Here is a 12,664-nt window from a genome sequence, read left to right on the forward strand (position 1 = left end):
ACAGGGATTATATCCCATTCGTTGATTCCTCTTTTTTATGGAGACGACTTCTCTCCTGCTTTTTTTAAGTTACTCCGCCTTAATTGCCCAGCGCATTTTCGTTGAACTTGCACGGCTGTTGCGGATGCATTCTTCTTTGGAAGGACGAATGACTTCTTTTGAATATTCGGAATAAATACCGATCTGATACAGTCCCTTCATGGACTTTTTCACAAGCCGGTCTTCGCCGGAATGGAACGTCAGAATTGCCGCTCTGCCGCCCGGAGCAAGAGCATCCGGAAGTTTTTCCATGAATGCTTCCAGAACCTCATATTCGTTGTTTACATCGATCCGCAGTGCCTGGAAGGTGCGGGCGCAGGATTTTTTGATGGCTTCTTTTTTCTCGTCTTTCGGAAGAAAATCCAGTGCTTCAGCGATCAGATCACGCAGTGCAAACGTAGTGTCAATTTTCTTTCCTTTCCGAAGTGCCCGCGTAACAGCCTGGGAAATTTCTTTTGCATACGGTTCATCGGCGTTTTCAATGAGCATGCCTTCCAGTTCATCGCGTGCAACCGTGCGCAGACGCTCGGCCGCGGAAATTCCTGCCTCCGGATTCAGGCGAAGATCCAGCGGTCCATCATATTTGTAGGAAAAGCCGCGCTCCGGATTATCAATCTGCATGGAGGAAACACCAAGATCCGCCAGAATGAAGTCAAAGGGGCCGTATTCGGCAGCAACCTGATCAATATTGGCAAAATTCTGATGAAGAATCGTTAAAATCTCAGGGCCGTACCCCTGCGCGGCCAGTCGTTCTTTTGTTTTTGCCATCTCGATCGGATCGACATCCAGCGCGCAGAGATGCCCTTTTCCCTGCAGGCATGCAAGCATACGGGAACTGTGGCCGCCGTATCCGAGTGTTGCATCAAGTCCGTTCTGTCCCGGCTCGATCTTGAGAAAATCGAGGATTTCATCTACGAGAATCGGGATATGCATGCCGGCCGGTGTGCTTCCCTTTTGGATCACATGCTCAATGGTCCCCTGATATTTCTCCGGATTCAGTTCTTTGTATTTCTCATTGTAATTCCGCGGATGTGTGCCTTTGTAGCGGACGCGGCGTTTGTGTTCTTTCTGTTCTTCCATAAAATGTTCTCCTTATACTTCAAATATATTTAATCGAACATGTGCGTTCGAATATTTTCCAGATCAATTGGTTCTCCTGTCATCGGCTGCAGAAAGTGCAGTTTCCAGGCATGGAGCGCGGCACGGGTACCGCCGTCGCGGACTCCGTAGAGCGGATCTCCGAAAAGTGGATGTCCAATAGATGCCATGTGAAGGCGGATCTGATGCGTGCGGCCGGTTTCCAGACGGCAGCACACGACGGCCCAGAAAGGATCCTGAAGGACAGCCTCGTAGTGTGTAGTAGCCCACAGGCCGTTCCCTTCTTTACAGATACGCATTTTAGTGATACGTTTCCCAGACGGATCGAAAGAATCAGGGTCATCTCCTGGAATTTGCTCCATGGAAAGACGAATGGTTTCTTTTTGCGTTTCTTCGGAAAAGGGATGGTGTACCAGAGCCAGGTATTCTTTTTTCAGCGCGCCGCTCTCCCGCTGCCGGGACAGTCTGGCAGCAGCCAGCTGATTCTTTGCAAATAGTACCAGACCCGATGTATCTTTGTCAAGACGGCCGATGCAGCGGAGTTCAGAAGGCGCTGTCGGTGTTTTTAACAGGGATGCGGCAGCATGTGTCAGGGAATCGGAATAATGGCCGTGGGAAGCGTGGCAGACCATACCGGATGGCTTGTCTGCGACACAGAGATCACTGTCCTCATAGAGAATCCGTACGCCGGCAGAATCACCTGATACCGGCAGAACCTGATCTTCGGAAAGGTGGGGACACTTCTGCTCATATCGAAAAGTGATCGTATCTCCAGTCTGGACGACTGCATTTGTGCGGCAGGAAACACCGTTTTTCTGAATTCCATCCGGAATATATTTGGCATGGCGGATTTCACGTGGTGTCAGGTGCAGAAAACGTTTTAGAATTGTTTCCACCGACAGTCCCCCCTGTTCCGGAAGGACAAAGTGACACAGCTGCTGATAGTCAAATTGCGGCATAAAAGATTTTCTCCTCTTCACAAGTTCACATAATCATTTTATGTAAACTGTATAAATACAAACAATTCAGCACGATGATGGTACACTATCTCTAGACAAAAACAGGTTTCACAGATCCTCTAAGATCACCGTAAACGGCCCATCATTCACCAGTGATACTTCCATCTCAGCCCCGAACACTCCCGTTTCGACAACAGGAACCTGTTCCCGTGCTTTCGCGACCATATATTCATACAGTTCTTCTGCTCTGTGCGGCTCGCCTGCTTCCGTGAAGCTTGGACGGTTTCCCTTTTTACAGTTGGCATACAGGGTAAACTGTGAAACCATCAGAAGCTGTCCATCCACATCTGCCAGGGACTTGTTCGTCTTTCCATTTTCATCTTCAAAAATACGCAGTCCCAGCAGTTTTTTCATATACTTGTCTGCTGTTGCTTCATCGTCCCCCTGGCCGACACCGATCAGAACCAGAAAACCTTTCTGAATCGATCCGACAACCTTCTCTTCCACCGAAACACTTGCTCTTTTTACACGTTGTATAACAATTCTCATCTTTAAAATCCTTTCATAAAATGACCCTCCTCTTATTTTTAAGAGGAGGGTCGTTTCTCCTATGTTCTGTTTTGATCAGGTGCTGAAAATCTTGCGGATTCCCGCTTCTTTAACTTCAATTGCCTGTTTGATCATATCTACGGTTCCATCGATACCGAATACACTGCTGTTCAGGCACAGGTCGTAGCTGTCTACCTCGCCCCAGCGTTTGCTGGTGTAGTAATTGTAGTAGCTTGCACGCTGTTTGTCGATCTTTGTGATCTTGTCTTTTGCTTTTGCATCGGAAAGATCATACAGCTTTGCGATACGGCGGATGCGATCCTGCATATCTGCTTTAATAAAGATGCTCAGCACGTTCGGATTTTCCTCCAGTGCATAATCTGCACAGCGGCCTACGATGACACACGGACCGTCCTGCGAAATCTTCTTGATGGCATCAAACTGTGCCAGAAATACCTTCTGGTTCAGCGGCATATCCATCATGGTAGATCCATAGCCGAAGGAGTAACTGTCCATAACCAGAGAGTATAAAAAGCTGTTGGTTGGTTTTTCATCGTGGTTTTCGAACAATTCCTGGCATAATCCGCTGTCCTTTGCTGCTCTCTCCAGCAGCTCTTTGTCATAGTACTTGATTCCCAGGTCATCCGCTAAAATCTTACCAATGGAATGTCCGGCGCTTCCGTACTGACGTCCAATCGTTATGATAGTTTTCATATAATCCGCTCCTTTCCATTCCGTCACAATAATCTGCTTTCACAGATGTAGTAACTCGCGTTTTTTTCGTTACATCCAGTATACTACAGAATTCACAGAAAGTACAGAACATTTTGATAAAACTTATACAAATTAACTATATACTTTTTGAAATATCATTCTTTTTAAGCAGTTTCAGACATTTTTTCGAAACTGCAGCAACAGATTGGAAAAATATTCCGGAAGCGGCGCCTCAAACTCCATATAGGCACCGGTCCGTGGATGGATAAATCCAAGTACCATCGCATGCAGCGTCTGTCCCTGCAGGTTTTTCACCGGGCATTTCTTTGGGCCATAAACCGCATCGCCAAGCAGCGGATGCCCGATACTTGCCATATGGACACGGATCTGATGCGTCCGGCCGGTTTCCAGCTGGCATTCAATATACGTATAATTTCCAAAGCGTTCCAGCACACGGTAATGTGTGACCGCCGGTTTTCCATTCCGTTCATTAATCGCCATCTTTTTCCGGTCTGTCGGATGGCGGCCGATTGCACCGCGCACGGTTCCCTCGTCCTCTTTCAGATTCCCATGGACAATTGCCCGGTACTTTCGGGTAATGGAATGTACAGAGAGCTGTTCTGCGAGGCTCTGGTGGGCGAAATCGCTCTTACAGATAACCAGGGCACCCGTTGTGTCCATATCGATTCTGTGGACGATTCCGGGGCGCAGAACGCCGTTGATGCCGGAGAGATTTCCGCGGCAGTGATACAGAACCGCATTGACCAGTGTTCCGCTGCTGTGGCCTGCCGCCGGATGTACGACCATCCCCTTGGGCTTATTGACGACCAGAAGATCATCATCCTCGTACAGAATATCAAGCGGAATGTTTTCTGGATCCACGTTCAGTTCTTCCGGTTCCGGCAGAAGCACCAGAACGGCATCACCGGCGGCAACCTTACTGCTTGCTTTCTGCGTTTTTCCGTTGATCGAAACCTTTCCGTCTTTTAAAAGCTTCTGCAGAAAAGAACGGGAACAGTCCGAAAAAGATGCGGCCAGGCACTGATCAATCCGTTTTCCGTCAAAATCCGGTGTAACTTCCAAAATCCGTTCTTCTTCAGCCATCGGACTCCTCCTTTTTGGCGTTTTTATGCAGAAATGCGAAGTCTTCGTCCTTGTAGTACAACAGATACAGCAGTAAAAAGACAGCGACCGATACGGTGACATAAATATCAGCTACGTTAAAAACCGGAAAGTTGATCAGCGAAACGTAGATGAAATCAACGACATAGTGATTCAGAAAACGATCGTAAAAATTTCCGACCGCACCAGCCGTCAGAACAGTCAGCACGGCAAAAAGCGGTAAAAAGCGGCGTGTCTTTGGAAGCTTGTAAAAGACGATCACCATGACGATCAGAAACAATACCGTCATCATAGCAAACAGCCAGTACTGATCCTGCAGAAGTCCGAATGCCATACCGCGGTTTTCCAGATAAAACAGCTCCAAAACCCCTGGAATGAGCTCGATCGACGGCTGGTCCTTCAGATACTGCACTGCCAGTGATTTTGTATACTGATCTGCTGCAAGCAGAAGGACAATCGCTGCCGCGCAAACCAGATAAACGGCCAGCGGAGAAAGTTTTTTACTCTTCATCGATCAGATCTCCATTAATAGAATTGATAGCTTCCAGCATTTCTTCATCTGTAACCGTGCGGTCCACCACAGCATGGCCGACAGACTCCAGAAGGATGAATTTGATCGTACCCTGTTCCATTTTCTTGTCCGATTTTGTTGCAGCCAGAATATCTTCCGATTTCAGGCCGTCCACGGTGATTGGCAGATAGAAACCGACGTTCATATCACGAATCTCGTAAAACTCTTCATCGGAGAGATAACTTCTCTTGTAGGAAATATAGGCAGCAGCAACGGTTCCAAGTGCAACGCACTGGCCATGGAGCAGTTCGAAGTTTTTGAGCTTTTCAATGGCATGACCGATCGTATGGCCAAGATTTAAAACGGCACGCTCTCCCTGTTCTGTTGGGTCATTTTCTACAACCTGGCGTTTGATATTGCAGCATTTCTGGATCATTTTCGTTAATACCGGCTCAATCCGCTCTTCGATCTCAGACATGTGATTGATGGTCCAGATGTAGAATTTTTCATCGCGGATCAGACCTGTTTTCAGGACTTCTCCCATACCGCAGGCAAACTGTTCGCCGTTCAGGGATTTTAAGGTTGCCATATTCATATAGACAAGACGTGGATGATGGAATGCACCGACCATATTTTTGTACTGGTCGAAATCGACGCCCGTTTTTCCTCCAACGCTGGAATCTACCTGTGCAAGCAGTGTCGTCGGAAGCTGGATGAAATCAATGCCGCGCAGATACGTTGCCGCCGCATAGCCGGTCAGATCCCCAACGACACCGCCGCCGAGTGCGAATAAAATGTCTTTTCTCTCAAAGTGGTTTTCAATCAGATGCGTGTACAGATCTTTGACGGTATCCAGATTTTTGCTTGCTTCACCAGCCGGGAAAACAAATGCGGTTACGGTCTCAAACAGCGGGGACAGTACATTTTTTACCTCTTCCAGATACAGTTCTGAAACCGTGCTGTCTGTGACAATGCAGGCCTTTTTTGCAGGGAGTTTTAAGTTCTCCACACAGCCGGAGAGGCGTTCGTAGCTGCCGTCCCAGACAATTTCATAAGAAAATTCAGTAGATGTGCCTTCTCTTTTAACGGTAAGTGTTTTCATAAATTATGCCTCCTGTATGTTCTTTCATGAAAAAAGCATCAGAATCCTGCATCTGATGCTTTTCCTTTGTTACTAAGCAAATCAATAATTGATCCAGTGGATCCATTTTAATTTACTGCAAAGATAATTTTCTTTAATAATCGGTACGGATATTTGGAAGATCAAAAGCTCCGCTTAAGATATCCTGGATGTCACCGGAAATTTCTACGCTGGACGGTGTCAGGATGAAAATATAGCTGGAAACTTTCTGCAGACTTCCGCTCATGCAGTAGCATGCACCACAGCAGAAATCAATGATTCTCTGGGCAATATCCACATCAATGCCTTCTAAGTTAAGGACAACGGTACATCCGGCCAGAAGCGTATCCGCGATTTCACGGGTATCCTCCATGGAAGCCGGTTTGATGACGCATACTTCCATATTTAATGCACCTGCTTTCTTTCTCATTGGAGTAACTTTCGAGGAAACCGGAGCAGCTGGCTTTGGAGCTCGTGCAGCAGCAGCCTGGCTTGAAGCGGTGGTCTTTGGCGCCGGCTGTTTACGCGGTGCAGTGTGAACCGGTTTCGCCTGCGGCTCTTCCTCTTCGTCCTCATCCTCGTTCTCCAGTTTACGGAAGAAACGTTTCTTTGGTTTTTCTTCTATATCATCGTCTTCTTCATCGAAGAAGCTATCCGAATCAGCATCCTCTTCCTCGTAATCGTCGTTCAGCCGGATGGCATCCAGAAATTTGTCTAAAACACTCATTCTTATACTCTCCTATTTTTAGTCCTGTGGCATTTGGCCAGACAGCCGTGCAGAATGCGCGGGGTCACTCTTCTTGGAAAGGCTTCCTGTTATCTTTTACTGTAATCCCGTTCGCCAAAGACTCCGGTTCCAACCCGTACTAAAGTGGCGCCTTCTTCTACTGCTACTTCGTAATCGCCGGTCATGCCCATGCTCAAAATGGCCATACGTACATTATTAATGTTTTTGGCGGCAATGTCAACACTTAATTCCTTTAATTTGCGAAAAACCGGACGATTTTCTTCTGGATCTTCCACATACGGTGCAATGGTCATAAGTCCCTCCACATGAATTGCCGGAAGTTTTGCGATTTCTTCAATCAACGGAAGGGTTTCCTCTACGGAGACACCAAACTTGCTTTCCTCGCCGGCAACGTTTACCTCGATCAGGATCGGGATTTCGCAGTTGTGCTTTACCGCTTCCTCACTGATCGTTTTTGCCAGACGAAGAGAATCGACAGAATGAATCAGGGCAACTTTTCCTGCAATGTATTTTACTTTATTCCGCTGCAGATGACCGATCATGTGCCAGTGGATATCCTTTGGCAGCACTTCCTCTTTTTCTGTCAGCTCCTGCACTTTGTTTTCACCGAAATTGCGTTCGCCAAGATCATAGATTTCGGAAAGCATTTCGACCGGTTTTGTCTTGCTGACCGCAATCAGGGTAACTTCCTCCCGGTTCCGTCCGGCTCTTTTGCAGGCTTCTGTAATTTTCTTCTGGACTTCTTCATAGTTCTCTTTCAGCATATCTTTCTAACCTCCAGTATTTAATGCACAATATCTTCTTCACTGACGGTGGATGCATTTTCCACAATATAATCATACTGCGAAATGCCGTATTGCGTTTGTTTTTTTATGATAGAATACTCCGCATTCTGATCGACGATCTGAATTTTGCGGAATACAGCATATCCTTTGTTGATGCAGTAAACACCCTGCAGCGGAACCGTTTCTCCAATCTGATACGTTGTGGCGGAATCCTGTGCACAAAGTATATCTCCATCATTAAAAGCGGCCATGTCAACGTAATATTCGACCGGATTATCATTTTCATCATTGACCTGCTCATAGATCGTGGCGTTTACAAATTCTGTCACCGGCTGTCCGTTATCATCCAGCATGACATTTCCTTTTTTATCGGTCTTTTCCCGCAGGAAACCGGAAGAATTGCTGTCTCCGCCCTGTACGAGCATCTGCGCCGGGATTTTATAGAAATCTTTTTCCGTGATGGCAGTATTTGGAATTTTCAGTCCGCTTCCAGTGTTTGTGACCAGCTCTATTGAAAGAAAACGGTCTTCCGCATAACGGATCATCCCGCTTGTAAACGAAATGACAGCATAGTTCTGATCGTTAATGGACTTTAGATTCAGTGTTCCCGTCTGTGTTTTTCCGTCTTTCAGAAATTTAACTTTTATCGTACTGAAATTGGAAAGTGTAACGACCTGCTTATTCGTCACCGGAACGGCAATTTCCCACTGCTCATCTGTCACCAGACGGTATACTGCATTTCCAGGCTCCGTCTGCGCGCCGGAATCAAAGGAAACCACAGAGGCTTTCGTAGAGAAAAGCTCCGGCGTAAGGCTGTCCTCCGTATAGCTTTCATATCCATCACTGCCGTAGACGACAACACCGTCCTGATCTGCATAAAATATCGTCTGTGATGAGGAATCTCCGTTTTCAGCGGCAGCGGCAAGCAGCTTTGCGGAAAGTTCTGTTTTCAGCTGATAAATGCCGGAAAAGGAACTGGAATCATAATCAGAAGAAAAACGTGCGAGCGAGGAACGAAGCGACGTTCTCGTTGCCGCATCTGCCGAAATACCAGAGGTATCGGCATTTTCTGTTGCGGAAATCCCATAAACAGCGCTTCCGCGGCTGATTTTCGATGCATTTGGGGTATAGAACTGAACATATCCGCTGCCGGAGGAAAGCTGCACACTCTCTGTCCGCATGGCGAATGCGGTATAGGTATCATTCCGGGATAAAGTTCCCTGCACAACCTGAAAAGATTTGATATGATCGGCGGTCAGGTAAAAGAAAAGTGAAACTGCCATATAGAAAAAAAGGGCTCCAAAGATGATATTTCCAATATTCAACGCCGGAAAAGGGAAACGGATTCTCGAATGCCGGCGGCTGTTCTTTTTCTGCTTAGACAAAATGTATGCTCCTTTTATTGTTTAATCCATGCGCTAAAAGGACGGTGCCGTAAGCGCCGTCCTTTGGTTTTGTCGCTATGCAATTATTATAATACAGTTTTGGTTACAGTGCAACGATAATCTTATCCTGCATGCCTTCCGGAAGCTCTTCTTTATCCATGGAGACACTTAATACGAAGGTAATGTTATACTGCTTGCCAATGCCTTCCAGCTGTTCAACACAATCTGTGATGTCCTCTCCTTCCAGTTTTGCTACTTTCAGGAAGCTGTCGAGATAAACGCTTGCGAGATCGTGGTCCTGAGAAACGATACCGCAGATAAATCCGATAAATTCATCACTGTTTTTCAGAGGATAGTCGGTTGCGGAAATCAGACGTACTTTGTTGTTTAATTCAAACATGTGCTTTGTGCTCTTGTCAATATACACGATATTTCCGTTTGCGGTTTTTACCTCTGCATTTACTTTGTCTAACAGCTGTTTTGTTTTGCCTTTTCCCTTCTTGCCTACAATTAATTGAACCATAGCAGTTTCCTCCTTAGATTAGAATAAGATATTTTCACCAAAAACCTTTAAGTTCATGGTTTAATTATAGTACAATTCACCAACATTTTCAATGGTAAAATGAAAAAATTCTGAAAAATCTTCTAATTCGCAGGGAAAGGAGCTCTGTTTTTCTAAACGGATACGACAATCTCCCGGATAGGCAGAAAAAACGCCGTCCGGGGGATTGCAAAAAGATTACGTCAGGAGTTGATATTGGAAAGAAGAGTGTTCATGTCCTCGTACAGTTCCACTTTTGTTGATGCATGAAGAATGACAGAGATAAACGGTTCTCCGTATGCATTCTGAGATACCAGTGCCAGGCAGGAACCGGCCTCATCGGTCGTTCCGGTTTTTCCGCCGAGCACCGTCACATTTTCCGGTGCGTTTTTCTCTCCGGTCAGATATTTGTCCGTGGAGCTTAAATAGATCGTTCCCGCCGTACCGTCCGCATGCGTTATGTTCAGCGTGTAGGAAGACATTGACATCGTATTCTGGAATTCCGTATGCTGATAGGCAGCATACAGCATCAGATAAACATCATATGCAGTAGTGTAATGATTCTCATCGTGAAGACCGTGCGGGTTTGCAAAATGCGTACCGGTCATGGCAAGGGAAGCTGCCTTATCATTCATCATCTGAACGAAATTCTCTACACTTCCGCCTACCTGGCGGGCAATCGCCATAGCAGCATCGTTGGCAGAATAAATCAACAATGCATGGAAAAGCTGATCCATCGTTACCGTATCGCCCACGGCCAGTCCACTCATCTGGGATCCATCTTCCAGCGCAAGATCCTTTTCCGTGATCGTTACCTGCGTATCCGGCTGGTTGTATTCCATGGCAAGGAGAGCCGTCATGATCTTCGTGATGCTGGCTGGGTAGACCTGATCATACATATTCTGCGCGAACAATACTTTTTTGTGATCCAGATCAAACAGTCCGGCCTTTACCTGTGAAGAAAACGAGATATCATTCAGCGGTACGCTCGTCTCACCGACACAGAGATCGGCAGAGAGCGTTTCAGCCTGAAACCGTTTTTCTGCCGAAAGCGGATCGGAGGCGAGCACCATACTTCGCGCAAACGGCTCTGTAATGTCCATCTGGCGGTCCTGACGGTACAGTTTCACACCGATCAGAACCGCAATAACAGCAACACAGACACCCGCGCCGATGATCAGGCGGTTTAAAATATGTTCGGTTTTTTCCGGAGCAGTCCCGTTTTTCTCCGTTACAGGCAGTTTCTGTTCTTTTTCTGTAGTATTAGTCGTTTCTCCGGTAGATTTCACGCCAGTCCATTTCTCCTCTGTCTAATGATTTGATCAGCATTTCTGCCGTTGCAAGATTGGTGGCAAGCGGAATGCTGTGTACGTCGCAGAGACGGATAATCCGATGGACATCCGGCTCATGCTGTTTCGGCTGTTCCGGATCCCGCAGGAAAATCACAAGATCCAGATCATTCTGTTCAATCTGAGAACCCATCTGCTGAACGCCTCCAACGTGTCCAGCCAGATATTTGCGGACGTTAAGTCCGGTTGCCTCTTCTACCAGACGGCCGGAAGTTCCGGTTGCGTAAAGAGTATGCTTGGCAAGTACCGAGCGGTAGGCGATACACAAGTTCTGAAGCAGCGTTTTTTTTGCATCATGCGCGATCAATCCGATGTTCATTGATGGTTTTCCTCCTTAGTAATTCATAGTTTCTGGTTACAAAATCCCGGTTCTGCAGTCCGACATTCAGGACAAGCCCCATTCCGATGTAAAGTGTTACAAGGGAGGTCAGTCCATAGCTGACGAACGGAAGCGGTGTACCGGTGTTCGGCAGGATTCCGGTTGCAACACTGATATTCAGAAAGCTCTGAAAGGCAATGAGTCCTGCCATACCGCAGCAGATCAACGTTCCTGACAGATCTTTTGCTTTCCGGGAAGTCCGGATGCATTCGACGAGAATCAGGAACAGGAGCAGGATGATTCCGCAGCATCCAAAGAAACCAAGTTCCTCTCCTGCCACTGCAAAAATAAAGTCATTATGGTTCTGGGAAACGAAATTTCCCTTATTTGCGGAAGAAACTTTATTGTTGTTGAGTCCTTTTCCGGTCAGCTTTCCGGAACCGATGGCTGTAATGGAATTCTGCTGCTGGAGACGGCCGTCGGCGTTGTCGGCATCATCGCTTAACCAGTCCTGAATTCGCCCAAGCTGATAACCAATCGTCTTGTCAAGAGCCGCCGGAAGCTGGAAATTCACCTGCGTAATGACAAGCAGAAGCGCAAGTACCAGTGCTGAACCGGAAACCAGAACAACGGCGATAACTTTGTAGCTTAAGCCCGCCACATACATCATAAAGCAGAACAGAACCATGACCGTAATCGTATTTTTCAAATCCGGCTGACGGTAAATCATAACGAGCGGCGGAATCAGAAGCCCGATCGCGGTAAAAATGGTTTTCGCCGTATTCAGATCTTCTTCATGCTTCATCAGAAACATCGCAAAAAACATGATCAGAAAGATTTTTGACAGCTCGGTCGGCTGAAACTGAAAGCTTCCGATCTGAATCCAACGGGTCGCACCAAACGTGTTTTTTGCGGTAGAACCGCCGAGATAAAGAACGCCAAGCATCATCAGATTTCCGATGTAAAGAACCCAGTAAAAATTCAGAAGCCAGCTATAGTCAAGCAAAGAGACAATAATCATGATGACTACGCCCAATACGACTCCGATGGCCTGTTTTTTCTGGTCTGCACTGTCTGCACTTCCGATCAGAAGCACACCAATAATGCTGATGGCAATCAGAAGAATGACCAGCCGGAAATTATAATTTTTCAGCTTATATCGTCTTAACATGATACTCCTCGTTTCTTTTCAATGGTATTTTCGCTGTCAGTATGACAGGGGTTGTTTGTGTAATGGTGACGGAAATTTCATCCGCCTCAACGGTAAGGTATTTTCCTGCAGCAGCAGAAAGATCATTTTTCAGCATCTGAAGCGATGCCGGAGAACAGTTCAGACGTTCTGCCATTAAAAGATTGGACAGACGTTCTTTTGCAACGAGGCCGGAGTGCGGCTTTCTGCCTGAAAATAAACCCATACCAGTTCCC

15 protein-coding genes are annotated in these 12,664 nt (G+C 46.6%); all 15 read right to left on the reverse strand.

Translation table 11 applies throughout. The features are described from left to right. Positions 1–69: 69 nt before the first annotated feature. The 15 genes from rsmH to DW915_RS02435 all read right to left on the reverse strand — a co-directional run bounded on the left by rsmH (position 70) and on the right by DW915_RS02435 (position 12,654). Positions 70–1,119 carry a 16S rRNA (cytosine(1402)-N(4))-methyltransferase RsmH gene (rsmH, locus tag DW915_RS02365; RefSeq protein ID WP_055266069.1) on the reverse strand — a complete coding sequence of 350 codons (1,050 nt, stop codon included), beginning with the start codon at positions 1,117–1,119 and terminating at the stop codon, positions 70–72. Between the two features lie 29 nt (positions 1,120–1,148). After that, positions 1,149–2,096: an RluA family pseudouridine synthase gene (locus tag DW915_RS02370; RefSeq protein ID WP_055217841.1), complete on the reverse strand. Its 948-nt coding sequence runs from the start codon at positions 2,094–2,096 to the stop codon at positions 1,149–1,151. Between the two features lie 108 nt (positions 2,097–2,204). Further along, entirely contained in the window at positions 2,205–2,645 is a 441-nt protein-coding gene (gene dtd / locus DW915_RS02375) for a D-aminoacyl-tRNA deacylase (RefSeq protein WP_022462865.1), read from the reverse strand. Positions 2,646–2,720: 75 nt separating this feature from the next. Continuing rightward, a complete protein-coding gene (locus DW915_RS02380; RefSeq protein ID WP_117508930.1) occupies positions 2,721–3,359 on the reverse strand; it encodes a cytidylate kinase-like family protein in 639 nt (212 codons plus the stop codon). Between the two features lie 174 nt (positions 3,360–3,533). Then, positions 3,534–4,463, reverse strand: coding sequence for an RluA family pseudouridine synthase (locus DW915_RS02385; protein ID WP_118741483.1), 930 nt, complete (start codon positions 4,461–4,463; stop codon positions 3,534–3,536). Beyond that, entirely contained in the window at positions 4,456–4,992 is a 537-nt protein-coding gene (gene lspA, locus DW915_RS02390; RefSeq protein ID WP_022462862.1) for a signal peptidase II, read from the reverse strand. Before lspA ends, DW915_RS02385 begins: the two co-directional genes overlap by 8 nt. Continuing rightward, positions 4,982–6,094, reverse strand: coding sequence for a 3-dehydroquinate synthase (gene aroB / locus DW915_RS02395; RefSeq protein ID WP_118741484.1), 1,113 nt, complete (start codon positions 6,092–6,094; stop codon positions 4,982–4,984). The genes lspA and aroB overlap by 11 nt, the downstream gene beginning before the upstream one ends. A 133-nt stretch (positions 6,095–6,227) precedes the next feature. After that, positions 6,228–6,839: a cell division protein SepF gene (locus tag DW915_RS02400; protein ID WP_055217838.1), complete on the reverse strand. Its 612-nt coding sequence runs from the start codon at positions 6,837–6,839 to the stop codon at positions 6,228–6,230. A gap of 89 nt (positions 6,840–6,928) precedes the next feature. Next, positions 6,929–7,624: a YggS family pyridoxal phosphate-dependent enzyme gene (locus DW915_RS02405; RefSeq protein WP_022462859.1), complete on the reverse strand. Its 696-nt coding sequence runs from the start codon at positions 7,622–7,624 to the stop codon at positions 6,929–6,931. Positions 7,625–7,644: 20 nt separating this feature from the next. Continuing rightward, positions 7,645–8,928 carry an HlyD family efflux transporter periplasmic adaptor subunit gene (locus tag DW915_RS02410; protein WP_147398411.1) on the reverse strand — a complete coding sequence of 428 codons (1,284 nt, stop codon included), beginning with the start codon at positions 8,926–8,928 and terminating at the stop codon, positions 7,645–7,647. Between the two features lie 205 nt (positions 8,929–9,133). Then, the gene (locus DW915_RS02415) at positions 9,134–9,553 is read right to left on the reverse strand and encodes a hypothetical protein (RefSeq protein ID WP_022462857.1); all 420 of its coding nucleotides are present in this window, start codon (positions 9,551–9,553) and stop codon (positions 9,134–9,136) included. 221 nt (positions 9,554–9,774) lie between these two features. Next, on the reverse strand, positions 9,775–10,860 hold the full coding sequence (locus DW915_RS02420) for a D-alanyl-D-alanine carboxypeptidase family protein (RefSeq protein WP_243033771.1): 1,086 nt from the start codon (positions 10,858–10,860) through the stop codon (positions 9,775–9,777). Then, positions 10,835–11,239 carry a methylglyoxal synthase gene (gene mgsA, locus DW915_RS02425; RefSeq protein ID WP_022462855.1) on the reverse strand — a complete coding sequence of 135 codons (405 nt, stop codon included), beginning with the start codon at positions 11,237–11,239 and terminating at the stop codon, positions 10,835–10,837. Before mgsA ends, DW915_RS02420 begins: the two co-directional genes overlap by 26 nt. Beyond that, on the reverse strand, positions 11,214–12,410 hold the full coding sequence (locus tag DW915_RS02430; protein ID WP_022462854.1) for an FtsW/RodA/SpoVE family cell cycle protein: 1,197 nt from the start codon (positions 12,408–12,410) through the stop codon (positions 11,214–11,216). Before DW915_RS02430 ends, mgsA begins: the two co-directional genes overlap by 26 nt. Continuing rightward, positions 12,394–12,654: a cell division topological specificity factor MinE gene (locus DW915_RS02435; protein ID WP_022462853.1), complete on the reverse strand. Its 261-nt coding sequence runs from the start codon at positions 12,652–12,654 to the stop codon at positions 12,394–12,396. The genes DW915_RS02430 and DW915_RS02435 overlap by 17 nt, the downstream gene beginning before the upstream one ends. Between the last annotated feature and the right edge of the window lie 10 nt (positions 12,655–12,664).

It is taken from the genome of Blautia sp. AM42-2, assembly GCF_003480245.1.
GTDB lineage: Bacteria > Bacillota > Clostridia > Lachnospirales > Lachnospiraceae > Fusicatenibacter > Fusicatenibacter saccharivorans.